Source organism: Bradyrhizobium sp. WYCCWR15520, assembly GCF_056174665.1.
Genome location: NZ_JBWBWM010000047.1, coordinates 12,239 through 38,477, shown reverse-complemented (window position 1 = coordinate 38,477; position 26,239 = coordinate 12,239). Strand labels below are relative to the sequence as shown.

General features: G+C 63.0%; 27 protein-coding genes and 1 pseudogene. 11 read left to right on the top strand and 17 right to left on the bottom strand.

What is annotated here, in order from left to right:
- Positions 1 to 41: 41 nt before the first annotated feature.
- Complete coding sequence (locus AC0QUY_RS35960) at positions 42 to 812, bottom strand: helix-turn-helix domain-containing protein (protein ID WP_475390755.1); 771 nt, start codon at positions 810 to 812, stop codon at positions 42 to 44.
- A gap of 76 nt (positions 813 to 888) precedes the next feature.
- On the opposite strand from AC0QUY_RS35960, the gene AC0QUY_RS35955 reads away from it, so the two are divergent.
- Positions 889 to 1,311 carry a nuclear transport factor 2 family protein gene (locus AC0QUY_RS35955; protein ID WP_475390754.1) on the top strand — a complete coding sequence of 141 codons (423 nt, stop codon included), beginning with the start codon at positions 889 to 891 and terminating at the stop codon, positions 1,309 to 1,311.
- Positions 1,312 to 1,318: 7 nt separating this feature from the next.
- Here AC0QUY_RS35955 and AC0QUY_RS35950 read toward each other — a convergent pair whose 3' ends face one another.
- The 11 genes from AC0QUY_RS35950 to AC0QUY_RS35900 all read right to left on the bottom strand — a co-directional run bounded on the left by AC0QUY_RS35950 (position 1,319) and on the right by AC0QUY_RS35900 (position 15,130).
- Positions 1,319 to 2,203: a DMT family transporter gene (locus AC0QUY_RS35950; protein ID WP_475390752.1), complete on the bottom strand. Its 885-nt coding sequence runs from the start codon at positions 2,201 to 2,203 to the stop codon at positions 1,319 to 1,321.
- Between the two features lie 114 nt (positions 2,204 to 2,317).
- On the bottom strand, positions 2,318 to 3,118 hold the full coding sequence (locus tag AC0QUY_RS35945) for an NUDIX hydrolase (protein WP_475390750.1): 801 nt from the start codon (positions 3,116 to 3,118) through the stop codon (positions 2,318 to 2,320).
- 4 nt (positions 3,119 to 3,122) lie between these two features.
- Positions 3,123 to 4,079 carry a dihydrodipicolinate synthase family protein gene (locus tag AC0QUY_RS35940; protein ID WP_161855251.1) on the bottom strand — a complete coding sequence of 319 codons (957 nt, stop codon included), beginning with the start codon at positions 4,077 to 4,079 and terminating at the stop codon, positions 3,123 to 3,125.
- Between the two features lie 116 nt (positions 4,080 to 4,195).
- Positions 4,196 to 5,077, bottom strand: a complete 882-nt coding sequence (locus AC0QUY_RS35935) for an SDR family oxidoreductase (protein ID WP_161855252.1) — start codon at positions 5,075 to 5,077, stop codon at positions 4,196 to 4,198.
- A 210-nt stretch (positions 5,078 to 5,287) separates the two neighbouring features.
- Positions 5,288 to 6,148: a MaoC/PaaZ C-terminal domain-containing protein gene (locus tag AC0QUY_RS35930; protein ID WP_475390747.1), complete on the bottom strand. Its 861-nt coding sequence runs from the start codon at positions 6,146 to 6,148 to the stop codon at positions 5,288 to 5,290.
- 274 nt (positions 6,149 to 6,422) lie between these two features.
- The gene (locus tag AC0QUY_RS35925; RefSeq protein ID WP_161855254.1) at positions 6,423 to 6,812 is read right to left on the bottom strand and encodes a Zn-ribbon domain-containing OB-fold protein; all 390 of its coding nucleotides are present in this window, start codon (positions 6,810 to 6,812) and stop codon (positions 6,423 to 6,425) included.
- A complete protein-coding gene (locus AC0QUY_RS35920; protein ID WP_475390746.1) occupies positions 6,812 to 7,960 on the bottom strand; it encodes a thiolase domain-containing protein in 1,149 nt (382 codons plus the stop codon). Before AC0QUY_RS35920 ends, AC0QUY_RS35925 begins: the two co-directional genes overlap by 1 nt.
- An 838-nt stretch (positions 7,961 to 8,798) precedes the next feature.
- A complete protein-coding gene (locus tag AC0QUY_RS35915; protein ID WP_475390744.1) occupies positions 8,799 to 9,143 on the bottom strand; it encodes a GcrA family cell cycle regulator in 345 nt (114 codons plus the stop codon).
- Between the two features lie 244 nt (positions 9,144 to 9,387).
- The gene (locus AC0QUY_RS35910) at positions 9,388 to 10,353 is read right to left on the bottom strand and encodes a magnesium and cobalt transport protein CorA (protein ID WP_475390742.1); all 966 of its coding nucleotides are present in this window, start codon (positions 10,351 to 10,353) and stop codon (positions 9,388 to 9,390) included.
- Positions 10,354 to 10,435: 82 nt separating this feature from the next.
- The gene (locus tag AC0QUY_RS35905) at positions 10,436 to 11,416 is read right to left on the bottom strand and encodes a transporter (RefSeq protein WP_475390740.1); all 981 of its coding nucleotides are present in this window, start codon (positions 11,414 to 11,416) and stop codon (positions 10,436 to 10,438) included.
- Between the two features lie 207 nt (positions 11,417 to 11,623).
- A complete protein-coding gene (locus AC0QUY_RS35900; RefSeq protein WP_475390738.1) occupies positions 11,624 to 15,130 on the bottom strand; it encodes an indolepyruvate ferredoxin oxidoreductase family protein in 3,507 nt (1,168 codons plus the stop codon).
- Between the two features lie 291 nt (positions 15,131 to 15,421).
- Between AC0QUY_RS35900 and AC0QUY_RS35895 the strand changes: the two genes are divergently transcribed.
- Complete coding sequence (locus AC0QUY_RS35895) at positions 15,422 to 16,642, top strand: cytochrome c (protein ID WP_475390775.1); 1,221 nt, start codon at positions 15,422 to 15,424, stop codon at positions 16,640 to 16,642.
- A gap of 4 nt (positions 16,643 to 16,646) precedes the next feature.
- Here the strand turns inward: AC0QUY_RS35895 and AC0QUY_RS35890 are convergent, their stop codons facing one another.
- Positions 16,647 to 17,288 carry a trimeric intracellular cation channel family protein gene (locus AC0QUY_RS35890; RefSeq protein WP_475390774.1) on the bottom strand — a complete coding sequence of 214 codons (642 nt, stop codon included), beginning with the start codon at positions 17,286 to 17,288 and terminating at the stop codon, positions 16,647 to 16,649.
- Positions 17,289 to 17,421: 133 nt separating this feature from the next.
- Between AC0QUY_RS35890 and AC0QUY_RS35885 the strand changes: the two genes are divergently transcribed.
- From AC0QUY_RS35885 to AC0QUY_RS35870, 4 genes and pseudogenes are all read left to right on the top strand, one after another.
- A complete protein-coding gene (locus AC0QUY_RS35885; protein ID WP_161855261.1) occupies positions 17,422 to 17,826 on the top strand; it encodes a hypothetical protein in 405 nt (134 codons plus the stop codon).
- A 183-nt stretch (positions 17,827 to 18,009) separates the two neighbouring features.
- Entirely contained in the window at positions 18,010 to 18,750 is a 741-nt protein-coding gene (locus AC0QUY_RS35880) for a class I SAM-dependent methyltransferase (RefSeq protein WP_475390736.1), read from the top strand.
- 152 nt (positions 18,751 to 18,902) lie between these two features.
- A complete protein-coding gene (locus AC0QUY_RS35875; RefSeq protein ID WP_475390734.1) occupies positions 18,903 to 19,340 on the top strand; it encodes a VOC family protein in 438 nt (145 codons plus the stop codon).
- Between the two features lie 10 nt (positions 19,341 to 19,350).
- Positions 19,351 to 19,539, top strand: a pseudogene (locus AC0QUY_RS35870) (hypothetical protein); the annotation flags it as partial.
- A 90-nt stretch (positions 19,540 to 19,629) separates the two neighbouring features.
- Here the strand turns inward: AC0QUY_RS35870 and AC0QUY_RS35865 are convergent.
- Both AC0QUY_RS35865 and AC0QUY_RS35860 read right to left on the bottom strand, forming a co-directional pair.
- The gene (locus AC0QUY_RS35865) at positions 19,630 to 20,439 is read right to left on the bottom strand and encodes an isocitrate lyase/PEP mutase family protein (protein ID WP_475390732.1); all 810 of its coding nucleotides are present in this window, start codon (positions 20,437 to 20,439) and stop codon (positions 19,630 to 19,632) included.
- Positions 20,440 to 20,506: 67 nt separating this feature from the next.
- Complete coding sequence (locus AC0QUY_RS35860) at positions 20,507 to 20,815, bottom strand: NIPSNAP family protein (RefSeq protein WP_161855265.1); 309 nt, start codon at positions 20,813 to 20,815, stop codon at positions 20,507 to 20,509.
- 174 nt (positions 20,816 to 20,989) lie between these two features.
- Between AC0QUY_RS35860 and AC0QUY_RS35855 the strand changes: the two genes are divergently transcribed.
- From AC0QUY_RS35855 to AC0QUY_RS35835, 5 genes are all read left to right on the top strand, one after another.
- Positions 20,990 to 21,688, top strand: coding sequence for an ArsR/SmtB family transcription factor (locus AC0QUY_RS35855; protein WP_161855266.1), 699 nt, complete (start codon positions 20,990 to 20,992; stop codon positions 21,686 to 21,688).
- 69 nt (positions 21,689 to 21,757) lie between these two features.
- The gene (locus AC0QUY_RS35850) at positions 21,758 to 22,267 is read left to right on the top strand and encodes a hypothetical protein (protein ID WP_475390730.1); all 510 of its coding nucleotides are present in this window, start codon (positions 21,758 to 21,760) and stop codon (positions 22,265 to 22,267) included.
- A gap of 78 nt (positions 22,268 to 22,345) precedes the next feature.
- Positions 22,346 to 23,566, top strand: coding sequence for a class I SAM-dependent methyltransferase (locus AC0QUY_RS35845; RefSeq protein WP_475390729.1), 1,221 nt, complete (start codon positions 22,346 to 22,348; stop codon positions 23,564 to 23,566).
- A 131-nt stretch (positions 23,567 to 23,697) separates the two neighbouring features.
- Positions 23,698 to 24,711 carry an alpha/beta fold hydrolase gene (locus AC0QUY_RS35840; RefSeq protein WP_475390773.1) on the top strand — a complete coding sequence of 338 codons (1,014 nt, stop codon included), beginning with the start codon at positions 23,698 to 23,700 and terminating at the stop codon, positions 24,709 to 24,711.
- Between the two features lie 83 nt (positions 24,712 to 24,794).
- Positions 24,795 to 25,049 carry a GCG_CRPN prefix-to-repeats domain-containing protein gene (locus AC0QUY_RS35835; RefSeq protein ID WP_084030351.1) on the top strand — a complete coding sequence of 85 codons (255 nt, stop codon included), beginning with the start codon at positions 24,795 to 24,797 and terminating at the stop codon, positions 25,047 to 25,049.
- A 140-nt stretch (positions 25,050 to 25,189) separates the two neighbouring features.
- On the opposite strand, the gene AC0QUY_RS35830 is transcribed toward AC0QUY_RS35835, so the two are convergent.
- On the bottom strand, positions 25,190 to 25,543 hold the full coding sequence (locus AC0QUY_RS35830) for a twin-arginine translocation (Tat) (RefSeq protein WP_475390726.1): 354 nt from the start codon (positions 25,541 to 25,543) through the stop codon (positions 25,190 to 25,192).
- Positions 25,544 to 25,760: 217 nt separating this feature from the next.
- The gene (locus AC0QUY_RS35825) at positions 25,761 to 26,075 is read right to left on the bottom strand and encodes an EthD domain-containing protein (RefSeq protein WP_475390724.1); all 315 of its coding nucleotides are present in this window, start codon (positions 26,073 to 26,075) and stop codon (positions 25,761 to 25,763) included.
- Positions 26,076 to 26,239 lie beyond the last annotated feature (164 nt).

Sequence of the window (26,239 nt, the reverse complement as noted above, 5' to 3'; positions counted from 1 at the left end):
GCGGGTGGTTTAATGACGGTATATGAGCCGAATCGCCCGGATCAGCCCGGCCCCGGCTTCAGGGCCTTCGCCAGGTCCGAGGGCATCAGGCCGAACATGTCGCGAAATGCGCTCGAGAAATGTGCCGAGCTCGCGAAGCCGGCCGCGTGGGCGGCCTCTGTCAGGGATGCCCCCTCGCCGCTGGCGCGGACCGCGGCCCCCATCCGGTTCCAGATGCGGTAGCGCCGCAGCGGCACCCCGGTCTCCGCCTTGAACAAATGCAGGAAGCGTGACGGCGACAGGCCGGCGCGGGCCGCAAGGCTGGTCAACCGGTGCGCGCGGTGCGGCTCGTCCCGCATGTGCCGCAGCGCTGCAGCAATTCGCGCGTCGGGACTAGCCTGCCCGCCGATCCCCAATAGCCCACCGAGGGATGCGCGCCCCTCCGGTGCCGCGATCCGGTTTTCGGCCAGCCCCATCAGGACCTCGATCACGGCGGGTTCTTCCCGCAGATCGAAGGCTGCGCTCGGCGTCGCGTCCCTCATCCGCGGGATCAGCGCCCTGAGATCGCGTCCGAACGGATCGACGTAAAGGAATGCCATCCGGCCCCGTTCGATGCGCAAATGGTGCACGCTGTTAGGCAGGATCAGCACGCTGCGGGCTGTGCGATAACGTGTCGTGCAATCGCTCGGATCGTCAGCGACTTGCAGCGGCCCGTCGAGGCCGACGGCAAGGACGGCGGTCGCGTTCCGGTGCGGCGTCAGCCCGAAGGCCGGGCCCAGATATAGCACGCGGGCGCCCCACCCGATCAATTTCGCTGCCGCCGTCTCGCCCATAGCCAGTTCTTGAAAGCCCCGAAGGTTCGGCCGGTCCAATCATTGCGGATGACAACGGTCAACGAGATGGACAACGATGGCAAATAGCCGTCCCGAAATCGAGCCCGAAGCTGCGGTCGAGCGCAACCGCCAGGCTCTCGGCCGCTACGCGAGCGCCTGGCTCGCCGGCGATCGTGCAGCGCTTGCCGCCTGCTATCATGACGACTTTACGCTGCATTATTTCGGTCGCCACCCCCTTGCCGGCGATCACAGCGGGAAGGCCGCCGCGCTCGCCATCCTGGCCGAGGTCACCAGGCGCACCAATCGCCGGCTGCTCGCCATCGTCGACGTCATGGCCGGACCCGAGCGCGGCGCGCTGCTGGTCCGCGAGCGCTTTGAGCGCGACGGCAAGACAGCCGAGGTCGAGCGCTTGCTGGTGTACACTGTGCGCGACGGCCTGCTCTCCGAATGCTGGGTCTACGACCAGGACCAGGCCGTGGTCGACGCCTTCCTCGCCTGAACGGGGTTCACGCGGCCGCGGCGGACCGCTTCCGGGCAGGGATCGTCATGGCGGCGACGCTGACGACGACACAGGCAAGCCCGATCCAAATCGTCGAGCTCAACTGCTCGCCGAGGAAGATCACGCCCACCGCGACACCGATCGGCACCCGCAGGTAGGCCTGCGCGATGGTGCCGACCGAGCCCAGGGTGCGGATCAGGCGGAAATAGATCACGAAGGCGAGCGCCGTCGAAAACACCGCGAGCGCGACCAGCGCCAGTACCGAGCTGATCGACGGCTGCAGCGTCCACGGCCGCTCCGCGACCAGGCTGACCGGAATCAGGATCGCCGCACCGCACAGCAGCGAGCCCGCCGCAGGCACAATCGGGTCGAGACCATTGAAGCCGCGGCCGAGGATCGCCGCGCCCGCGTAGCAGACGGCGGCCAGCACCATCACGATCTGGGCTGTCAGTTCCTGACCGAAGCCGGACAGCGCCTGCACGCCGACGATCAGGCAGATGCCGGCCATCCCGGCGACGACGCCAAGCAGCTTCCGGGACGTCACGGCCTCATGGCGCGTGATGGCAAGCGTCAGGAAAAATGTGAATATCGGCGCAGTGGAATTGAGGATGGTTGCCACCCCCGCGTCCAACGCCTGCGCGCCCCAAGCGACCATGATCCACGGGATGACGCTGTTGAGGCAGGCCTGAAACAGGAAACGTCGCCAGGTCGCGGCATCAACCGGCATGCTCACGCCGCGCCAGCGCATGATGGCCAGCAGCAATCCGGCAATCAGCGTGCGGCACGCGATCAGGGTGATCGGCGGAATCGTCGCTACGCCGATCCGGATGAAGGTGTACGAGGCACCCCACAGCGTCGCCAACGTCATCAGCAGCGCCAGTTCGGTCGTCATGCCCGCAGGTCGCGGATGTACTTCTGCCATGCTTCGCCGGCCCATTATGATTGCCTTCGAAGCAGAATCTACCGCGCTTGCATACAGAGATACTTCGTTACCCGTCGAACTGTGCTATCCGACCGAGCCGACCTCGAACACGTCGCCGTCATAGCCGGCTTCGAGGGGAATCCGAAGCTGGCGGCCGCCATTATTCCTGGTCATCACCGGCGTCACGGTGACAACGGATTTGCCCCTGGAGTCGTCGAGCGCGGCCTGCACGCTGGCTTGCTTGCCGAGCTTGATCAGGTTGCGCGTGGTCGGGAACGGCAGCTTGAAACGTCCGCTCTCGCCGCCCTCCAGCGCCTCGCGCGGCGAGACCCAGATCGAGTCGGTGGATTCCTTGCCGTCATGGGCGCCGACCTGTTCGGGCGGCGCGGCGGCGAGGAAGAACCAGGTGTCGAACCGTTTTGGCATGCCCTCCGGCGTAATCCAGTGCGCGTACGGCATCAGTTCGTCGAGCGCCAGCACCATGCCGTTGTCGCTGAGCACCTTCAGGAAGCTGATCTTGCTGTCGCAGAGGTCGGCGCGATGCGCCGCCTCGATTTCGCTGGCGCGCTTGGCGTCGACCAGCGTCCTGGAACCTTTTGGCCGCGTCAGCAGGATGCCGCTCTCCTCAAAAGTTTCGCGGATCGCGGCGATGCGGAAGCTCAGCGTGGCATCGTCGAGCCCCTCGCCGCCCGAATAGAGTTCGGGCCGCGCGATGATCTCCTTATCGCCCTTGTCGACGCTGCCGCCGGGAAACACCAGCGCGCCGGAATTGAAGTCGATCTCATAATGGCGGACCATCATGAAGACCTCGATCTCCCTGGCGTCAGCGCTGTCGCGCAGCAGCAGGATGGTGGATGCAGGACGCGGGACGACGGCTTCGGCCATGTGACTAGCCCGCCGCGCTGGATTGCGGTTGCAGGTTGGCGCGGCGATCGACGCGCGCGACCCGCGACAACAGATAATCGACCTCGGCCTTTGCGGTCGCCGTGATCGTCGCCCCGGGCTTGCGCTGGGCGCTGGACGAAATGATGCCGCGCTTCTGCAGCACGTATTTGCGTACCGACAGGCCGGCGCCGGGCTGCTGCTCGTAGCGGATCAGCGGCAGATGCGCGTCGAACAGGTCGTGCGCAGCATCGCGCTTGCCGGCCTTCGACAGCTTGACGACGTCGATCAACAATTCGGGGAAAGCGTAACCGGTCATGGCGCCATCGGCGCCGCGCTCCATTTCGAAATCGAGGAACAGCCCGCCATTGCCGACCAGGATCGACAGCGGCCGCAGCGAGCCGTCCTTCTGGAAATTGCGCAGCGTGGTGATTTTCTCCAGGCCCGGCCAGTCCTCGTGTTTGAGCATCACGCAGGACGGCGAATCCATCACGATCTTGCGGATCACGGCGGGCGTGAAGATCACGTTGAGCGTCAGCGGATAGTCCTGCAGCACCCAGGGAATCTCGTCGCCGATCGCTTCCTGCGCCTGCTTGAAATAGCCCGTGATCTGGTCGTCGGTGCGCAAATGCGGCGGCGGCGCGATCATGACGCCGGCGGCGCCGGCATCCATCGACGCCTTGGCCAGCGAGCGCATCGAGGCAAAGCCCGGCGCCGAGACGCCGACGATGATCTGCATGTTCTTGGCGCGCTTGACGAAGCGAACCGCCACCTGCTCGGCTTCGGCCGCATCGAGCTTGGGCGCCTCGCCGAGAATGCCGAGCACGGTGACGCCGTCACAGCCGACTTCGGCGTAGAAGTCGGTCAGGCGATCGATGGATTTTTCGTCGATGCGGCCGTCATCGTGGAACGGGGTCGGCGCAATTGCGAAGGTGCCGGCGGCCTGGGCGGTGAGTTTGGTCATTCGTGCGTCTATCCTCTTTCGTCGTTCCGGGGGCGCGCGCCAGCGCGAAACCGGAACCCTTTCGCCCGTGCTAGCATGGATTCCGGGCCCACGCCTCGCGAGCCCCGGAATGACAGCTATTTGAATCGCCGCGCCGACTTCTTGATATCTTCCTCGGAGAAGAAGATTTCCTTGGCGTGGGTCACGATATCCTCGGCCTTCCACCCCGTAAACGGCGGCGTCCAGCCTTCCATTTCCATCATCCGCATCTCGCGGACCCCACGGGGGCCGGAAACGCCAAGTACCTTGCCGGTCTGGTCGCCCGACAAGTCGCTGACCATGTAAAGCACGGCCGGCGCGATGCCATCAGGGCCGAGCGCGGCGCCCGGGTTCTCCTTATAGCGCGGCAGATCAGCGGTCATGCGGGTCAGCGCGCCCGGAGACAGCGTCCAGACCCGGATGTTGTACTTGCGGCCTTCAATGGCCAGCACATTCGACAGTCCCCAGATACCGCCCTTGGCGGCGCCGTAATTGCTCTGGCCGAAATTGCCGATCAGGCCCGAGGTGGAGGACGTGTTGACGATGACGCCGCCGCCGTTCTCGCGCATCCATTTGAATACCGGCTGGGTGCAGCAGAAGGTGCCCTTGAGGTGCACCTTGATCACCTTGTCCCAATTGGCCTCCTTGGCCTTGGCGAAGGTCTCGTCGAGCAGGATGCCGGCGTTGTTGACCAGAATATCGGCGCGACCGAAATTCTTGATGGCGTCGTCGAACACCGACTGCCCGCCGGCCATGGTCGAGATGTCGGAACCGTTGGCGACGGCGCGGCCGCCCTCGGCCTTGATCGCATCCACCACCTGCTGGGCCATCGACTTGTCGGAGCCGGAACCGTCGCGGGGACCGCCGAGGTCGTTGACCACGACCGCCGCGCCCTCGCGCGCAAACAATTTGGCGTAGGCCTCACCGAGCCCGCCGCCCGCGCCGGTGATGATGGCCACCTTGCCGTCGAGTAATCCCATGGTGTTTTTCTCCCGTTTTTCTTTCTTGCTTACCTTCGCCCCGCTTGCGGGGAGAGGTCGGATCGCCTCGGCGATGCGAAGCATCGTCCGGTGCGATCCGGGTGAGGGGGTACAGGTTTATCCAGCGACACCAGACTCGCGGATAGGCCCCTCACCCCGACCCTCTCCCCGCGAAGAGCGGGGCGAGGGAGAACACTGCCCTCGCCGCTTCTAACCCAGCACCGTCTTGCCGCTCTTGATCACGGTGACGCCCCTCGCCTTCACTTTCGCTTCGAACGAGACGACGTTGCCGTCCTTCCACAATTCCATCGTCACGGTCTCGCCGGGATAGACCGGCGAGGAAAACCGCGCCGCGTGCTGCTTGAAGGCGGACGGATCGTAATCGGCATAGGTCTGCAGCACGCCGCGGCAGGTGATGCCGTAGGTGCACATGCCGTGCAGGATCGGCCGCGGAAAGCCGGCCTTCTTGGCGAATTCGGGATCGGAGTGCAGCGGGTTGCGGTCGCCGCAGAGGCGGTAGACCAGCGCCTGGTCGGGCCGCGTCGTGATGTCGACGACCTGGTCGGGGGCGCGGTTCGGCACCTGGTGCGGTTCGGGCTGGCCTTCGGACGGACCGCCAAAGCCACCGTCGCCGCGCGCGAAGCGCGAAGCCATCAGCGTCGCCAGCTTCTCGCCGTTCTCATCCTTCAGTACGGTCTGGTGCCGGATGACGGCGCCCTTGTCCTTGCCCTTGTCGAAGACGTCGAGCACGGTCGAGTCGGCCGTGATTTTGGCGGCGCTCGGCAGCGGCTTGTGGAAGGTGATGTCGCGCTCGCCATCGACCACCATGACGCGGTTGAGGTTCATCTCGCCGGGGTTCGAGCCCCAGGCTGCCACCGAGGCGAAAGTCGGCACGACCTTCAGGGGACGCGGGGTGAAGGTGCCTTCGTTGACATAGGCGAGCTCCTTCTCGTCCATGGGATCAGCGCCCATCCCGATGCCGTAGGCGTAGAGCATCACGTCACGGTCGGTATAGGCGTATTTCTGGCCGAGATTTTTCAGGGCCATGAGCTGTTCGTAATTGATTGGCATTAGTTTCTCTCCCGAACCTCTTTTCGCCGATGCCGATTTGTTGCGCCCTCTCCCCTTGTGGGAGAGGGCATCGCTGGCAGCAGCCACAAACTCTCTTGGGTGAGGGGTTGGCTCCACGGACACATCTGTCTCGTGGATAGAACCCCTCATCCGGCGCTTCGCGCCACCTTCTCCCACAAGGGGAGAAGGGAAGATGGACCGGCAGCTTGGCTGCCACTTCTCCCACATCCGCCTTCGCCTAGGCTTCGGCGGACATGAGGGGAGAAGGTATTTTTCAGGCCGCGGTGAAGAACGGCAGCGGCGCGCCGTCGGTTGGTTTCCACACCAGCTTGACCTTCTGGCCGATCTTGATCTTCTCCAGATCGCAATCAACGATGTTGGTCTGCAGCGACGGGCCTTCCTTCAGCGTGACATAGGCGATCGCATAGGGACCGGTCGGCGATTTGCGCATCAGGCTGTAGGTGTAGACCGTCGCCTCGCCGGAAGCTTCCTCCCACTCCGTCTTGTCGGAGAAGCAGAACGGGCAGATCGAGCGCGGGAAATAATGCCGCTCGCCGCAGGCGGTGCAGCGCTTGATCAGGAACTTGCCGGCCTTGGCCGCTTCCCAGAACGGCGCGGTCTCGGGATTGGTCACCGGCGTCGGATATTTCTTGGCTTCAGCCATCACACGCGCTCCAGAATGCAGGTTGAGGCGGCGTGACGCACGCCGAGAAGTCCGCCGGTACCGTGGGCGATCGCGAGGTCGCAATTCGGAACCTGCACCTTTGGATGGGCTTCGCCACGCAATTGCCGGACCGCTTCGAGGATCTTCGTCATGCCGCCGCGGTTGACCGGGTGATTGCTGCAGAGGCCGCCGCCGTCGGTGTTGAACGGCAGCTTGCCGACGCCGGAGATGAGATTACCGTCGGCGACGAACTTGCCGCCCTCGCCCTTCTTGCAGAAGCCGAGATCTTCGAGCTGCATCAGCACCGTGATGGTAAAGCTGTCGTAGATCGAGGCGTATTTGATGTCCTTCGGCGTCACGCCCGCTTCCTCGAAGGCGCGCGGGCCGGACCAGACGCCGGCGGAATAAGTCAGATCGAGATCCTTGCCACCGCGCGGGCCCTTCATGGCTTCGCCATGGCCGATCAGCCGCACCAGCGGCTTCTTCAGGCTCTTGGCGATCTCCGGCGTGGTCACGATAACAGCGCCGCCGCCGTCGGTGACGACGCAGCAATCCATCCGGTGCAGCGGGTCCGAGATCATCGGCGAGTTGATGACGTCCTCGACCGTGACGACATCCCTCAGCATCGCGTGCGGGTTGTATTGGGCGTGATGCGAGGCCGCGACCTTGATCCAGGCAAGTTGCTCGCTGGTGGTGCCATAGTCGTGCATATGGCGCATGGCACACATGCCGTAGGCATTGTGGGTGGTGGCCCCGTACGCCGCCTCGAAGTCGGCTTCGGCGCCGGCGGCGCGCGGCGGCATCGGCCCGGTGCGCGGCTTGCCGGCGAGCGTCACCAGCGCGATCGAGCATTTGCCGGCGGCGATCGCCTCGGCCGCATGGCCGAGATGGATCAAATAGGAACAGCCGCCGGTCTCGGTGGAATCGACGTGGCGTACCTTGAGCCCGAGATAATCAACCATCGGCCAGGCGCCGCCGGGGGCATCGCCGGCGCAGAAATAGCCGTCGACGTCGGCCTTGGTGAGCCCGGCATCCTCGATCGCGCCCTTGGCGACCTCGGCATGCAACTGCGCCGTTGATTTATCGGGTGCGTGCCGGGTGGGATGCTCGTAGATCCCAGCAATGTAGGCTTTGCCTTTGATGGTCAAATCGTTCTCCGTTGGCGTTTCTTCTTCCTGAAAGTTTTTTCTGGCCTGTTGGACGAACCTTGGCAAGCGCGGAAATATTCCGCCGGGCGAGAGGGTAGCGACTAGACTCAAGTCGGGATGATTATCTGCAGAAATCGTATCAGGTCGGCGAGGCGGATATGCCAGCGCGTTCTCGCGGCGCGACGCGCCCGAGTTGTGCATGGTCACCTGCCCTCGTTGTGAGAGGGCGCAGGGAAGACCGGGTGCGCGCTGCACCCGCGGTCTCGTGTGCAATGTGCATAAGGAAATGCGCACACGAGCATACAGGTCCAGCGGAGAGCATCCGGCCTTCCCTGCGCAATGGTTTGACGGCTTATGGCGCGCTCTCCCTGGAGACGAATTCCTCTTGCCTCCATCGCCGGCGGATTGAAGGGTTTGAAAACCCGGTCGGGTCTTGCAAAACCTCCGCCGGCTTAACGCCAGCCACGGGCGCCAGAACCACACGCTTTTGCCGTACGCGAAATGCGCCGCTCGTCCTGCGCTGAGATCGATCGCTCACAGCCGTAAAGGCCGCCCTGCAATGCCTCGCGCGCGCGAGCGCTTTCGCGTCCATCGCTCCCCGCACTCCACGTATCGTGACGACGCGTACGCCCCTCTTCATGAGGCGGGATGGCGCGAACATGGAGCTGATTTGGGGGAAATGAGAAGCGATATATTTTCGCAGCGCGATCTGGACGACCCAAATCACGTTGAATCGGCTGGTGAAATTCGTTTATTCGCGCAAGCCGGATTTGCGGCGGGTTTGGGCCGCGCGGCAAGATCGGCGCCCGTTGATCGCCGACGGGCCAATTGGCAAGCGTCAGCCCGTATTCCTGACCGCATCGACCAGCATGGCATAGAGCTGGCGCTTGGTGAATTCCTTCGGCTGCGTTGCTGCAGGCTTGGTCGCTGCCGGCTTTCGCGGAGACATGACCTTGTCCGCCGGGCGGTCACAGGCCGCTGACAGCGCCGTCTTTCGTTTCGGTGCCGACACGATCATGGGGCTCGCGGTTGGCGGCTTGTGACCGCGCTTCTGGCCCATGCGCTTCAACTTGGCGCTCACGGCATTGCGGCTAAGGCCGAGCCGACTTGCGATCTGACCGGCACTGTGGCCGTCGGCCCAGAGTTTCTTGAGCAGTGCTACGTCGTTCGCATCCCAACCCATGAGGATGATTATACATCGACTGCGAGCAACAGGCTAGTCGTTGCGCACGTTGCTTGAACGAGTAGATGGTCTTGTCGTTAACGCCGCGTCGTTGAGAGGATGGCAAGCGACTAGCCCGCCGTAGTTCAACGAGCGAAGGCCCCCCCACCGCCACGAGCGGAGTGTGAGATGGTGGGCACGGCGCGTCGCGACCTTGCCCCACCCTACGCGGCTCAACAAAGCCAACGGTGCGCGCGAACTAGCATCAGAGCCATCGAGCGCGTTTGAAACGCAGGTAAAGCACCGTGCAAAGCAGGGCAATAGTGCCAATGACGACAAAATAGCCGTACTGGGTCTTCAACTCGGGCATATTCTCAAAGTTCATGCCGTAAATCCCGGCGATCGCGGTGGGGACGGCCAGTATCGCGGCCCAAGCGGCCAACTGCCGCGTGATGACGCCCTGACGCTGCTGCTCCAGGAGATTGCTCACCTCGAAGACCGAAGTCAGAACGTCTCGCAAGGCGTTCACCATCGCATCGACGCGTCGCACATGATCCAGGACGTCCTGGAAATATGGACGGGCGTTGGCGTCGAGACATGGTGTATCAAGATGTACGAGCCGGCCGCAGACCTCCGTCATGGGGCCGATGATCCGCTTAAAACGGATCAGCTCCTGGCGCAGCCCGAAAATTCGCTTGATCTCTGCGCGGCTGAGGAAGCTGTCGAGAGCGCTTTGCTCCATGACCAGCACGCGTTCCTCGATCGTTTCGACGACGGGAAGATAGCCATCAACGATGAAGTCGAGGATGGCGTGGAGAACATAGTCCGGGCCCTGGCCCAGCAGGCTGGGCGCGGCTTCGAGTTGCGCGCGGAGGTCGCTATGCGCCCGTGCCGAGCCATGCCGAACCGAAATGATGAAATTCGTCCCGGCAAAAATTGCGGTTTCGCCGTAGGCGATGTGATCGTGCTCAAGATGAGCGGTGCGTGTCATTACGAACAGTTGTTCGCCATAGACATCAACCTTCGGCATTTGATTCGCTTTGAGCGCATCCTCGATCGCAAGAGGATGAAGCCCGTAGTTTTGCTCAAGTTGCTCAAGCTCTCGTTTCGAAGGCTCGAATAGTCCGATCCAGACGAACTCGGACTTGCCCTTGCAATCGATGGGCTCGTCCAATGTAACGGCTCTGAGTTTCTTGCCATTACGATACAGGTGGGCTGCCACGACGCTCACAATGCGCTTTCCTCCGAACCTATTGAGCCTTGTAGGGTAGGCAACGCGAAGCGTGCCTACCGTTAACACCGCGAATGCACGGCTACAGCGCCTTGGTCCGCCTCAGCAGCCACCAGGTCAGTGCTCCCGCGGCGATCACCAGCAGAAGCGCATACCAGGTGCCGCCATCGCCGGTCTGGAACGGCATGTCCTTGGTGTTCATGCCGAAGAAGCCGGTGACCAGCGTCGAGGGCAGCATGCATGCGGTCAGGACCGACAGCGTGAACAGGCGGCGGTTGGTGATCGCCGTCATGCGGCCGGCGATTTCGTCCTGCAGCAGCCGCGCGCGCTCATAGATCGCGCTGAACTCGTAGTCGAGCGCGTCGAACTTCTGCGCAAGCTTGCGCATCGCCGACAGCAGGGTTTCGGATTCGACGTCCTCGCGCGTCTCCAGGCGATGAAACAGCGCACGGATCTGCGAGAGCTGCCGCCGCGTGCGGATCGCCTGCAAACGCACGCGGCCGAGCCGCAATCGCTCATCGTCGATCTCATCGTGCAGTACATGATTTTCGACGATGTCGAGCTCGTCACCGAGGCCCGCCGAATAGCGTCCGATCACATCGGCGAACTGGTCGACGATCGCATCGAACAGCGACACCGGGGTGGGAAACTTGCGGCCGCTATCGAGCGCACGCCGTGTCAGCTCGATCGCGCGCAGCGGCTTGCGCCGGGCGGTAATCATCAGCCTTGACGAGATCGCAAAGTGCACCCGCAGGAGATCGTCGCCCTCCTGCATGAACTCCTGGTGCAGGTCGGGCAAAACGCCGGCAATCTCCTCGTCAAAGATATCGAGGCGGATGTGCTCGTCGGCATCGAGCAAGGTCTCGCGCGCGACATCGGACAGCGGCGCACTGGCGAGCCAGTCGTGGCAGCGACGGTTGGACAGATTGAAATGCAGCCACAGCCAGCCATGCGGATTGGCGAGTTCCACATGGAGGTTCACGATCTCGAGCTTCGTCGCGGAACCGTCGTTCGCGAAGCGATAGGCGGAGATGATGCCGATGTCGGCGAGGGGCTGGTCCATCTGCTAACCCGTTGCTGGTGCGAAGCAGGCAATGCGTCAACGCAGTGGCAAGCTGATGGCGACTACACCCCATCGAAGCTCTGGAGACAAGCTTTTGATTGGGCAGTGAATTGTAGGGTGGGCAAAGCGAAGCGTGCCCACCATTCGCGAGCGGAGTGTTGGATGGTGGGCACGGCGCAAGAGCGCCTTTGCCCACCCTACGGATCCCTACTCCGCCGCGATCTGCCGTGGCGCGGGCGGCGGGTTGGCGAGGTCGGCGGCGAGTTGCGCATGGCGCGCTTTCGCGTCCTGGACCGCCTTCTCCTTGACCGGGCCGTAGCCGCGGATGCGGTCGGGCAAGGACAGGAGCTCGACGGCGGTGTCGTGGGTCACCGGCGACAATAGGCCGAGTACCGTTTCGACATCCTTCTCGTAGGCTGCGATCAGTTCACGCTCGAGCTTGCGGTCAGCCGAGTAGCCGAAGATGTCGAACGGCGTGCCGCGCAGGAAGCGCAGTTTTGCCAGCGTCCGGAACACCGGCATCATCCAGGCGCCGAACGCGCGCTTCTTCGGGCGGCCGAGCGCATCCTTGCCGCCGCCGAGGATGGGCGGCGCGAGATTGAAGTTGAACTTGAACTCGCCTTCGAACTGGTCGCGGAGCTGCTTTTCGAACTTTCCGTCGGTGAACAGCCGCGCGACTTCGTACTCGTCCTTGTAGGCAAGCAGTTTTGCGTAATTGATCGCGACCGCGCGCGGCAGTGCATCACCATAGCCGCCATCGGTGGCCGCATCGCGCACTCGCTTCACGAGAGCCCGATAGCGCTCGGCGAGCGCAGCATTTTGATAATCGGCGAGGTGCGCGCTGCGGTGGGCGATGACCTCGTCCAGCGTCATCGCATCAAGCGTCTTCGCGGCCACCGGCTCGTCCTGGCCCTTCATCATCGCCTCAAGCCGCGCCGGATCGGCGGCGGCCAGACGGCCGAGCTGGAAGGCTTGCGTGTTCATCTTGATCGAGACGCCGTTGACCTCGATTGCCTGCAGTATAGCCTTTGCCGACAGCGGCAGCAGGCCCTTCTGATAGGCATAGCCCAGCATCATGATGTTGGTGGCGATGGAATCACCGAGCAGCGTTTCGGCCGGCTTGGTGAAATCGTAGAACGACGAATCCTTGCGCAGCTCGGTCTCCAGCACGTGGTTGACCTTGCGGCTCTGGAAATTGAAGTCGCGATTGAGGATGAAGTCGGCGGTCGGAATGACGTGGGTATTGATGACGCCGACGGTGCGGCTGGCTTCGCAGAGCGTAATCGTGTCCTTGGCGGCGGCGACCACCTCGTCGGCGGCCATCACGAGATCGGCGGTGCCGGTGACGATGCGCGAACAGGTGACGTCGGCGGTATGCTCGGAAAGGCGAACGTGGCTCAGCACCGCTCCGCCTTTTTGCGCGAGGCCGGACATGTCGAGGATCATGCTGGCCTTGCCTTCGATATGCGCGGCCATGCCGAGCAGCGCGCCGATGGTCAGCACGCCAGTGCCGCCAACGCCGCCGACGGCGATGTTGTAGGGCCGCTGCAGCGACGGGAATGACGTCGGCTCGGGCAGATCGCCGATCTCACCGAGGCCTGCACCATCAAGGCTTGCCGGCGCCCGGCGGCGCGGCTTGCCGCCGTCGATGGTGACGAAGGACGGGCAAAAGCCCTTGAGGCAGGAATAGTCCTTGTTACAGGTCGACTGGTTGATGGTGCGCTTGCGGCCCATCTCGGTTTCCAGCGGCTCGACCGAGATACAGTTCGACTGCACCGAACAATCGCCGCAGCCTTCACATACAGCCGGATTGATCATGACGCGGCGCGCCGGGTCTTCCATCAGCCCACGCTTGCGGCGGCGGCGCTTTTCGGCGGCGCAGGTTTGCACAAACACAATCGCCGAGGTGCCCTTCAGCGTGCGGCAAGTTCTCTGGACCGTGTCGAGTTCGTCGCGATGCGCAACCTTGACGCCGGGCGCGATGTCGGACGCCGGATAGGCACCCGGATTTTCAGAGACCAGATAGATGTTGCGGATGCCTTCGGCGTGAAGCTGGAAGGTGATCTGCTGCGGCGACAATTCGCCATCGACATGCTGGCCGCCGGTCATCGCGGTCGCGTCGTTATAGAGGATCTTGTAGGTGATGTTGGCGCCCGAGGCGATCGCCTGCCGGATCGCGAGGCTGCCGGAGTGGAAATAGGTGCCGTCGCCGAGATTGGCGAAGACATGCTCTTCCTTGGTGAAGGGAGCGACGCCGACCCACGGCACGCCCTCGCCTCCCATATGGGTGTAGGTCTCGGTGTTGCGGTCCATCCACAGCGCCATGAAGTGGCAGCCGATGCCGGCAAAGGCGCGGCTGCCCTCGGGCACTTTGGTCGAAGAGTTGTGCGGGCAGCCCGAACAGAAATACGGCGTGCGGGTGACGGGGGCGACCGCCTGCATCTGGGTCGCCTGCCGGCCGTTGAACCAGTCGGCCTTGGCGCGGAGCATCGCGGCGATTTCGGGGTTGAGGTTAAGTCGAAGAAGTCGCTCGGTCAGCGAGCTCGCAAGCGAGGCAACGGAAAGTTCGGCGGCGAAGGTGAGAAAGCGTTTGTCGTGGTCGTCCATCTTGCCGATGATGCGCGGACGGACGTCGTCGCGCCAGTTGAACAGCTCCTGCTTGACCTGGTTCTCGACGATCTCGCGACGTTCCTCGACGATGAAGATTTCCTCGAGGCCGACGGCGAAATTGCGCACGCCCTCCGGCTCCAGCGGCCAGGGCATGCCGATCTTGTAAAGCCGAAGCCCGATCTTGGCCGCAACCTCCTCGGTAATCCCAAGCTCGCGCAACGCCTGGCGGATGTCCTCGTAGCTCTTGCCCGACGCCATGATGCCGTAGCGGGCATTCGGCGAATCCATGGTGATGCGGTTGATCTTGTTGGCGCGGGCGAAGGCAATCGCGGCATAGCCCTTGTAGTCCTGCAAACGCAGGTCCTGCGCATAGCGGTCGTCCGGCCAGCGCAGGTTGAGGCCGCCGGGCGGCATCTCGAAATCGGCCGGGATCGCAAACGGCGTCATCTCGTCGGTGAGATCGATCTCGGCGGTGGTTTCCACCGTCTCGGTGATCACCTTCATGCCGACCCAGCAGCCGGAGTAGCGCGACATCGCGATACCCAAGAGGCCCATCTCGATCATTTCATGGATGCTGGAGGGATAGAGATACGGCATCAGCGCGGAGATGAAGGCGTGGTCGGACTGATGCGGCACGGTCGAGGATTTCGCGCCATGGTCGTCGCCGGCGAGGACGAGCACGCCGCCGTTTTTGGCTGAACCGGCCGTATTGCCATGCCGGAACACGTCGCCGCAGCGGTCGACGCCGGGGCCCTTGCCGTACCAGATGCCGACCACGCCGTCATATTTGGCGCCGGGCGAGAGGTTGAGCTGCTGCGAGCCCCAGATCGCGGTGGCCGCAAGGTCCTCGTTCACGCCGGGCTGGAACTTGATGTTGTACTGGTCGAGATGTTTGCGGGCCGCGAAGAGCTGCTGGTCGTAGCCGCCGAGCGGCGACCCGCGGTAGCCGGAAATGAAGCCTGCGGTGTTGAGGCCCGCGGCGCGGTCGCGGCGGATCTGCGCCATCGGCAGGCGGACCAGCGCCTGGATGCCGGTCAGGAAAATGTGGCCGGTGCCTTGGGTATATTTCTGGTCGAGACTGATCGGACCTTGGTTGATTCCCATTGCAGCCCTCTTTGCCAGCCGGTGGAGCCTTGTTTCGCAACGACTGTTTTTAGCTAGTCATCTGAACTCATTAGAACCAGTCTATGTCGGATTATTCCGTGGGCGCAGCACAAATCTCGCCCCGCAGGCCGCCGCTTCAAAGATCGCAATTTCGTGCCGGGAATAACGCCAGCGCTTTTCGGTTTGTGTCGTCCGGAAGCCCCGGCGCGAAATGCCATGACGCCCCTCCTCTGTCCGCTTTCGCGCTATAACGCCCGAGGAGGCCAGATGGTGCAGGGACGACGTCGGATCATGCGGGCGATTCTCGCTGCCATGCTATTGTGCACTGCGCTCGCGGGCGGCGATGTCCGTGCCCAGTCCAAGGTCGAGCCGACGGCTGAAGACATCGCGCGCGGCAAGGCGCTGACCGAGGCCGGCGACTGCGCAAGCTGCCATACCGCCGATCGCACAAAACCGTTCGCCGGAGGAAAACGGATCGATACGCCGTTCGGCGGCATCTATTCGCCGAACCTGACGCCGGATCGAGAGACCGGCTTGGGGGCGTGGAGCGACGACGATTTCTACCGCGCGTTGCGGCTCGGCGTGGCGCGCGACGGCTCGCGCTATTACCCGGCGTTCCCCTACCCGAATTTCACCAGGCTGACGCGCCAGGACATTGTTGCGATCCGCGCCTATCTGGCGACGCTGACGCCGGTGCGCAGCGAGCCCCGCGCGCCGGACTTGCGCTTTCCGTTCAACTACCGCTTCGTCATGCGCGGCTGGAACTGGCTGTTCTTCAAGCCCGGCATCCTGATGCCCGATCAGCAGAAGAGCGCGGAATGGAATCGCGGCCGCTATCTGGTCGAGGGCGTCGCTCATTGCGGCGCCTGCCATACGCCGAAGAACATCTTTGGCGCGGACAAGCGTGGCCAGAAGTATGGCGGCGGCCGTGTGCAGGGCATGTTCGCGCCGCGGCTCGATGCTGCCGAGCGCAGCGGCCTGAAGTCGTGGAGCGTGGAAGATATCACCGAGTATCTGCAGAGCGGCCGCAACGCCAAAAGCCATGCCGGCGAGCTGATGTCGGAGGTCGTGGTCAACTCGACCTCGAAGCTGAGCGACGCGGACGTTCGTGCCATCGCGGTCTATCTGAAGGATCTGCCGGCCGGCGCACCGGAGCCGAAGGTCACCCCGCCCTCGCCTTCGCAAATGGCTGCGGGCGAAAAGCTCTACAACGGCGCCTGCATCGCCTGCCACGAGGAGGACGGATCGGGCGCGCCGCGGATCTACCCGCCGCTGCCCGGCAACGCCAATTTGCAGTCCGCCGACGCCACCAGCACGCTGCGTATCATCCTCGACGGCGCCGAGACCGTGACGACGCCCCGCGCGCCTAACAAGGGATCGATGCCGGCCTATGCCGCGAAGATGACGGATCAGGAGATTGCCAACGTGACCAACTACATCCGCAATGCCTGGGGCAATGCGGCGCCGCTGGTGACGGCGGACCAGGTCGCGAAAGCGCGGCGGCCCAAGTAGCAGCTCACCGCTGCTCCCCATTGAACACGAATTTCGGCATTTCCCATTTGTAGCGGATGGCGAGCAGACGCAGCGTCAGACCGAGCACGAATGTCAGCGCCGTCCAGAGCGGGGGATTGAGGTTGAGTCCGAAGGCGGTGGCGTAGAACAGTCCGGTCACGACGGAGACGCTGGCGTAGAGTTCGGCTCGAAACAACAGCGGCACGTCGTTGCAGAGAATGTCGCGCAGCACGCCGCCGGCGCAGCCCGTGATCATGCCGGACACGATCACGATCGGCAGCGAAGCGTTCATCTGCCAGGCGACATCGCAGCCCGCCATCGTGAAGACCACGAGCCCGATCGCATCGAGCACCAGGAATGCCGCATTGAGCCGATGCACCTGCCGCGCGATCAGGATGGTCACGAAGGCCGCGATCCCGGTCAGCGCCAGGTAAGACGGGTTCTGCACCCAGACCAGCGGATATTGCCCGAGCAGCACATCGCGGATGGTGCCGCCGCCAAGTGCGGTAATACAGCCGAGCATGCATACGCCGGCCCAGTCCATGCTACGCCTACCCGCCGCGAGTGCTGCGGTCATCGCCTGCGCGGTCAACGCGACGTAAGTCAACAGATGCAGAACGGTATCGCCGGGCGGCAGGCTCCACATGGCAAACCTCACGTTCGGAACCTCTGGGAATCAGCGGTTCCAACATTACAGGGTTGCAACTTGGCGCGGAACATCCGGTCCTGCCAGCCATTGTCTTTCCGCTTAGCTGGGATGCTAACGGAGGAACTCATTCATGCAACCCAATCCTAACGATCCCTACCGCGCCGGCCTGAGCGATGAAGAAATCCGCCGTCAGGCCCGCTTCAACAGCCTCGACAATGAGTTGCAGCCTGACCCCGCGCTGGCCGAGGGTTCGCCCAGCGGCGCCAAGGTCGCAATGTTTGCGGTCGCGATCGCGGTCGTGCTCGGCGCGTTGTTCTATGGCCTGAACAACACCACCGTGAACCAGGCCGGCACTACGCCGCCCAATCAAACCGCGCAGACGCAACCGGCCAACCCCGCAGCGCCTCCAGGCATGCGTGACGTAACGCCGAAGGCGAACACCGAGCCGGGAACCACCACCGGCGCCGCGACCACTCGCCCGACACCGCCGTCGCAGAACCCGACGGGTACGGAAGTCGATCGCGCCAAGCAGTAACGGGTGACGATTTGAACAACGAGCAGCGGGCCAAAAGCCCGCTGCTTTTTTTTGCGTCAAGGCGAAGTGCCGAGGTGTCAACCATGCACACTGAACATGCGAACCGCCAAACCTGACCTCGCTGCTTGCGCACGAGGCCTTTCAGCTTTGAAGCATGCCTCTATCTTCATTATGGAAATTAACGTGGCACAGAATATCTACGACAATCCCGATTTCTTCGCTGCCTACAGCCAATTGCCTCGCCAGGTGCATGGGCTGGACGGAGCGCCCGAATGGCCAGCAGTCCAGGCCATGCTGCCGGCGCTGAGGGGAAAGCGCGTCGCCGACCTGGGCTGCGGCTTCGGCTGGACCTCGCGCTGGATGCGCGCGCAGGGCGCGGTCTCGGTGCTTGGCCTCGATCTGTCGCAGAACATGATCGCACGCGCCAAGGCCGATACCACGGACCCCACCATTGAATATCTGCTCGCCGACCTCGAGACACTCGAACTGCCGGAAGCGGCTTTCGATCTCGTCTACAGCGCCCTGACCTTTCACTATGTCGTGGATTTCCCGCGCCTTGCGCACATGATGCACAAGGCGCTGGTGCCCGGCGGAGATCTGGTATTCACGATCGAGCATCCGATCTTCATGGCTGCGGCGCATCCGCATTGGATGGCCGATGAAGACGACCGCAAGACTTGGCCAGTCAACGGCTACTCGGTCGAGGGCGAGCGACGCACGGACTGGTTCGCAAAGGGCGTGGTGAAGTATCACCGGACCCTCGGCACAACGCTCAACGCGCTGATTGATGCGGGCTTCCAGTTACGTCGGGTCAAGGAATTCGCCCCGACGCGCGAACAGATCGAGCGCGCGCCCGAACTGGCCGAAGAGCTGGAGCGACCGATGATGCTCCTGGTCTCGGCACGAAAGCCAGAAAGGCGTTAAGAGACCGCTTGAAAACGGGGTGGCGGTTCAGGCCGTCCATGATTCAAACTTCTGATGTGGACAGCAGCGAATCGGACCCGGAGGGCCGCCGGGCGTTGGGAGCACCTCAAGCGTCCGTGTTAGGACTAGGCGACAGCTTGGAGATTGGAAACATGGCGCTCAAGCGGATGGACAACGTAGGAATCGTCGTCGAAGACCTCGGAGGGACGATTGAATTCTTTCGCGAACTCGGCCTCGAGCTCGAAGGGCGGGCCACGATCGAAGGAGAATGGGCCGGACGTGTCACTGGACTCGGCGATCAGCATGTCGAGATTGCCATGATGCGCACACCGGACGGCCATAGCCGGCTCGAGCTCTCCCGCTTCCTCACGCCGCCTGTCGTCGCAGATCACCGGAACGCCCCGGTCAACGCACTAGGCTACCTCCGCGTCATGTTCACCGTGGACGACATCGACGAGACGCTTGAAAGGCTCCGCACGCGCGGCGCGCAGCTGGTAGGCGAAATAGTCCAGTATAAAGACGCGTATCGGCTGTGCTACATCCGTGGGCCTGAAGGGCTTCTCATCGGACTCGCCCAAGAACTCAGCTGAGCGCGATACGAAGAAAGGGGTCGTCGAGCGGACCTTCGGCTGGATGACACGATGGCGGCGCCTTGTCCGCGACTACGAGGCCCGCATCGACGTGTCAGAAGCCATGATCCATGTCGCCATGGGCGGTCTTCTGCTCCGGCGTATCAGCCACCGACATTTTCAAACAGCCTCCAAGAGCCGAGCCGCCCGTGCCGCATGACACGGGGGCCTGCGATTGACTGCAACCATAAGATCGATGGCGCGGGGCCAACAGTCACCTAACGCCTTCGGCGGGGTATAGGACCTGACCTTAGCTAAACATCTTGTTGAGTTCGCCGCCGGAATAGCCGTTGGCAAATTCGCCGAACGTGCCCTCCTCCGCCATCTCCTTTGACGCCTTCATGAAGCCGGCCCACGCCATTCGCGCAAGCGAAGCGCCGATGCTGATGCGGCGCACGCCGAGAGCGGAAGCCTCCTTCAGCGAGGGACCGGTGCCGACCAGGAGATTGACGGGTTTTGGTTGCACCGCTTTCACCACGGCCGCAATCTCTTCGGCCGTCGCAATGCCCGGCGCATAGAGGCAATCGGCCCCGGCCTCGGCATAGGCGGTGAGCCGGTCGATCACGAGATTCAAATCCTTCTGCCCGCGCAGGAACGCCTCGCAACGGCCGGTGAGCAGGACGCCGCTGTTATCGGCATCGATCGCCTGCCGCGCCGCCCTGATGCGGTCGACGGCAAGCGCGCGGTCGAACAGCGGTTTTGCGTTATCGCCGGTAAAATCCTCGATCGACAGGCCGGCGACGCCGGTCTTCACAGCGCGCGCGACATTGACGGCGACCTTGTCCGGCTCATGCGCAAAGCCGTCCTCGAAGTCGGCGTTGACGGGAATATCGACCGCCGCGCAGATCGCCGCGAGATGATCGCAGACGTCGTCGACGGTGACGCGGTTGTCCGCCTTGCCGAGGGTCCACGCAAAGCCGGCGCTGGTGGAGGCAAGCGCCTTGAAGCCGAGGTGTTGCAAGGCTTTCGCGCTGCCGACGTCAAACGGATTGGGGATGATGAAGCATCCGCTCTCGTGCAGTTTCCGGAATGCAGCGCGTTTGTCAGCAGATGTCAGCATGGTCGTTCCCCTCAATGTTTGTTGGCGCCGGGTAGATAGGAATGCATCGCTCGGTCCGCCAGACGTATCACGCCACGACCTTGCGCAGGAATGTCCGCTCCTCCGCAAGAATGAACTGGTTCTCCTCGGCGAAATTGAAGTTCGCCATGCCTTCGCTGTCCGCACGCAGCCGCGCCCGGTAGCTTTCATAGGCCGCTAGACTCTCGAACGAGATCAGCGCGAAGGCGATGTTGTTGGTGCCCTCGTGCGGCATCCAGTAGCCGAGGAGATCGCCGCCGCATTTCGGGATGATGGTGAGCCAGTTTTTTGAGTACTGCTCGAATAGCGCGCGTTTGAAGGGATCGAGCTGATAGCGGATGAAAACGGTGACGGTCATGGTTTATCTCCGGTGTTTGTAGCCGTCATTGCGAGGAGCGAATGCGACGAAGCAATCCAATCCTTCGCGTGTGGCACGATGGATTGCTTCGCTTCGCTCGCAATGACGGAGCCTGTTGCTTCGAGCAGAGAATACCCGCTTGCCCTACCGCAATGCTTCGGCTATCATCGAACTATGAAAGCAGGCCCCGACATTGCCATGGTCGCCTCTCTCGTCGGCGACCCCGCCCGCGCCAACATGCTGACCGCGCTGATGGACGGCCGTGCGCTGACCGCGAGCGAATTGGCGCACCAGGCCGGTATCACGCCGCAGACCGCGAGTTCGCATCTCTCCAAGCTCGAGGCCGGCGGGCTGATCGAGCCGGAGAAACAGGGCCGCCACCGCTATTACCGGCTCACCGGGTCTGACGTCGCTCACGTGCTCGAGGGACTGGCGGGCTTGGCCGAGCGCGCCGGCCATACCCGCGTGCGCACCGGACCGAAGGAGCCGGCGCTGCGGCGGGCGCGGATCTGTTACGACCATCTCGCCGGCGATCTCGGCGTGCAGATGCTCGACAGCCTGCGCAAGCAAAGACTGGTCCGGCAAACCAAGCAGGCCATCGAACTCACCGGCGAAGGCAAGCGCTTCATGGCGGAGGCGCTGCAGATCGACACCGAAGCGCTGGCGCATCCGCGGCGTCCGGTGTGCAAGGCCTGTCTCGACTGGAGCGAACGGCGTCATCACCTCGCCGGCACGCTGGGAGCTGCGGTGATGAACCGCTTCACCGAATTGAACTGGGCCGCGCGCGATCCCGCGCCGGGCAGCCGCGTCGTGAACTTCACCCGCACCGGCGAAAAGCGCTTTGCGGCATTGTTCGGAAGCGAGCAGGCATAGCCGGGACGCTTGAACTTTTTCGTCGGCAACGCCGACCAAACGGCGACCAGCGCTTCCGACGAGATTTTCATGAACCGTTTGCTTCGAACCATTGCCACAGCGATGCTGATCGCGTGCTACGCCCTGCCGGCCCCGGCTGAAGACCTGCCCAAATTCAGCGATCACAAGGTGAAGGTCTATACCGGCAAGCGCGCCAAGCCGCGGCTCGACCACGAGTTCTGGCGCGATCAGAGCCACACCTATCGCGCTGCGATGCGAGACGACAACGTGAATGCCGGCGGGCGCTTCATCGTCGTCATCCTGCCCTGCGGCACCGAATGCCAGGCGCCGACATTCCTCGACGTCCGCACCGGGCGGATTACCCAGTTCTTCACCGTCTCGAATTGGGGTGATGTGCCAGATGAGTTCGAGCCCGTGATAAGCCGGGCCGACAGCCGCCTGATCGTGTTCCGCGGCAAGCGCAACGAAAAGGGCATCAACGGCAACCACTATTATTCGATCGATGACCGCGGCGAACTCAAGCACCTGCACTCGACGGACACCGGCGGCGATTTCAGCGCGGCGCTGAAGGCCGAGTGAGGCGGATGCAAGCCCCTCTCCGACCATGTCGTGATTTCGGATATTGCTCGCCGGATGGGTCCGATCTAGTGTCGCGCCATGGAAGACACGATTACGGAAGCGGTCAGGCAGCAGTACGAAGCGTATAGCTATCCGCCGCCAATTGAGGACGGCGAGAAATTCCTGAAGAAGTGGGGACCGCTGACCTGTGACCCCAAATTTGCAGGCATTCAGCTGTGGCCGGAGGGCCGGCCTCGGCAAGACCTGCGCATATTATGCGCCGGTTGCGGTTCCTCCCAAGCGGCTCTGATCGCCCTCAATAACCCGGACTGTGCTGTCCTCGGTATCGACCTTTCCGAGACCAGCCTCGCTCATTCGAAGCGTCTTCGCGATCGACACGGCCTCGCCAACCTTGAACTTCAGCAAATGAGCCTGCTGGATGTCGGCGAGCTAAACAGCCGCTTTGACCTGATCATTTGCACTGGCGTCCTTCATCACCTTCCCAATCCGGACGCCGGACTAAAGGCTCTCGCGGATGTACTCGATCCATCCGGAAGCATGGCAATCATGCTTTATGGGAAGACGGGGCGCGCTGGAGTCTATCTGGTCCAGGACATCTTGCGGCGGCTTGGAGCCGGTCGAAACGCCGAGGGCGTCAGGATTGCCCGCGAACTTCTGAAGTTTGTTCCATCGAACCATTACCTGATCTCGGCGACCGGCAAACTACCCCATGATCTTGCCTACGATGCGGGCATCGTGGATATGCTGCTTCACCCGCAAGATAGAGCCTACTCGGTGCCGGAGATCATCAAGTTTGTCGAAGCGGCTGGGCTGGTTTTCTCCGGCTGGAGCGATAACGCCCTCTACTGCGCCGACCGGTATCTCAGCGGAGAGATGCTGGAAAGGGTTTTGACGCTCCCGCCCGCGGAGCAGTGGGCCGTCGTCGATAATCTTACCATGCTGAACGACAGGCACGATTTTTTCGTCAGGAAGCCGGAAAGCACGCGCTTCCTTACCCGTTTCGATACAGATGATTTTCTGTCATATGTCCCGCACATTCGATCCGGCGTCCGCTTGGCTGGTGACGTCAACTCATTGGTCTTGACGCGCCCTGCGCCTCAAGGGGAAGTCATTATCCCGATATCGAGATCGGAAGCGCTCATGCTGGAGCAGGTGGACGGAAAAAAGCGGATATCGGATATTCTGTCCCACTCCATTTTCACAGGATCCGAGCCCGACAAAAGAGCGAATTTCGCGCGCGCCGTCTGCGAGCGCATGTGGCGATCGGGGCATGTCCTGTTTGGCCGATCCGGCTCTTAAGCTCCAGGCCGGGAGACCGGATGGCACGGCGGTGTGGAATGCTCTCGCCAACGTGAAACGGAAAGTCTTTACATCGTGTGAGGTCAGCATCAATACGCGCCTGTCTTACAGGAGTGTTTGAGATGCGAAGGATGTGCGTCATCGCGCTAGCAGCCGCTTCGGCCTTGATTGCGTTATCGCCTGCGGCATCAGCAGAAACCGAACGACCCGCGGCGCGCGAGCCCTACGGCATCGCGCTTGAAGGTTTTGCCTATCCCTACCCCGTCCATCTGCTGCCGCTGGTGAACGACGGCGAGCAGGTGCGGATGGCCTATATGGATGTCGCGCCGGCGCAGCCGAACGGACGCAGCGTGGTACTGCTGCACGGCCGCAATTTTCCATCGAGCTACTGGGCGCCGGTCATAAAGACCTTGAGCGATGCCGGCTATCGCGTGATCGTGCCGGACCAGATCGGTTTTGGAAAATCGTCGAAGCCGCAGGGCGATTTGCATTTCGATACGCTGGCGCGCAACACGATGGCGCTGCTCGATCATCTCGCCATCGCCAAAGCCGACATCGTCGCGCATTCGCTCGGCGGCATGCTCGGCGTGCGGATCGCGCGTGCCTATCCCGACAGGATTGCGCATCTGGTGCTGACCGCGCCGATCGGGCTCGAGGATTACCGGCTCTACGTGCCGCCGACGCCGACCGAGAAGATTCTGGAAAACGAGGACAAGTTGACCGCGGAGGCCTATCGCAAGCAGCTTGAGACCAATTACGCGCTGAAACTGCCGCCTGAACAGGTCACGCCGTTCATCGACGCGCGCTTCAACATCAAGGGCAGCGCCGAATATAAGCGATGGCTGCGCGCCTTCGTCAGCTCGGCGCAGATGATCTACCGCGAGCCTGTAGCGCACGAGATTCCGCTGATCACGCAGCCGACGCTGTTCGTGATGGGCGCCGACGACCACAACGCGCCGGGCCGAGCCAATGCGCCGGAGGCGCTGCGCGCGAAAATGGGCCAGAACGCCGAACTGGCCAAGGCGCTCGCCGCCAGGATGGGACGCGGCCGGGCCGAGGTGATCCCGAACACCGGGCATCTGGTCTTTCTCGAGGCGCCGGGCAAATATAACGAGCTGGTGCTCGGATTCCTGGCCGCTCCGTAGCGTCAGGGAACATTCATGTTCCATTCAGGTCCCGGGACTAAGTTCCGTTGCGTGCCGCCTTGCGGCCGAAAACGGGAGAAAACATGAAATACCTCTTCGCAGCAGTTTTGGCCCTGGGCACCGTTGCCAGCTTTAGCGCCGCAGAAGCGGCTGGCGGATGCGGCCCCGGCTGGCATCGTGGTCCCTATGGCGGCTGCCAGCCCAATCGCCGGGCGGTTGTGGTTCGTCCAGCCCCTGTTGTCGTGGTGCGGCCCGCAGCTCCGGCCGTCGTCGTGCGGCCCGGGCGCGTGTGCCCCTACGGCACCGTCTGGCGCTATGGCCGCTGCCGCGCTTATTGATAGTCAGCGCACAACAACAAAAGCCCCGCTCCCGCGGGGCTTTTTTATTGCTTCTCTAGATTCTTATTTTGACGCGTTGTCTTAACGCGAACCGGCGTCCACTTCGCTCGGCAACGCTTTAGATGATCGCTGGCGGCGGCTTACCAGTAGTAACGACGCCGACGCCAGTAGCGGCGACGCCAACGACGGCGGCGGCGATGCCAGCCCCAATACCGGCGACGGCGACGCCAGCCCCAGTGACGGCGGCGCCAGCCCCAACGCCTTCGGCCCCAACCGCGCCCACGGCCGCGGCCCCAGCGCACTTCTTCGGGCGAAAGGCGATCGACCTCGTCGCCTGACGTGACGGCGGGTTGCGCATCCTTGTTGTCGGGCAGCTTGTTGGCGTCGTCAGCGAGCGGCGTCGGCATCAGCGGCGCGGCCTCCGCGCTCGCTGCGAGCGCGGCGCCGCCCGCAACAAATCCTAAGGCGAGTTTCAGAAAGTGGCGACGCTCCATCACATCTCCTCCTCCGTTTGCTGGGTGCGAGAAGGAGAGTTTCGATGCGCCGAGATGAACGCGCGGTGAATTGCGCGTTCAGCTTTGTCGTAGTCGCAGTCTACCCCAGTTTATTTTCGCGCGCTGTTGCGCGCGGCGGAACCTTTGTCGTTGCTGCGGCATTTTCGTGTCGAGCGCGCGTGTAACGATCCGCCATCGCAACGAACGCGTCGCCATCTTACGCCGCCAACTCTTCCGCCAGCAGCAGCACTTCGCGCGTCCGCGTCACGTCTGGCCAATCGCGATTGAAATCGGCGACCAGCCGCTTCATTTCCGGCCCATCGGTCGCGCGTTCGAGCGCGGCCTTATCAGGAAATTGATACATCGCGTGGTGCACCGCCGGATCGGTGGCGCTCCAGTAGCGCCACGCCTTCACGGCGCCGAACGACTTCATGGCGTCCGGCAGATGCTCGCGCGAATACCAGGCATCGAAGGCCTGGCGTTTGGCGGGATCGGAGACGGTGGCGCGGACGACGAAAAAAGCTGCGGGCATATCGTTTCTCCCTGGAATTGTTCTTGTAGGGTGGGCAAAGCGCAGCGTGCCCACCATTCTTGCGCCGTTGTTGATGGATGGTGGGCACGCTGCGCTTTGCCCACCCTACGGCAGCTCCTAACATGCAACTGTCACATGCTCCGTGATATCAAGGCCGCGCGCAA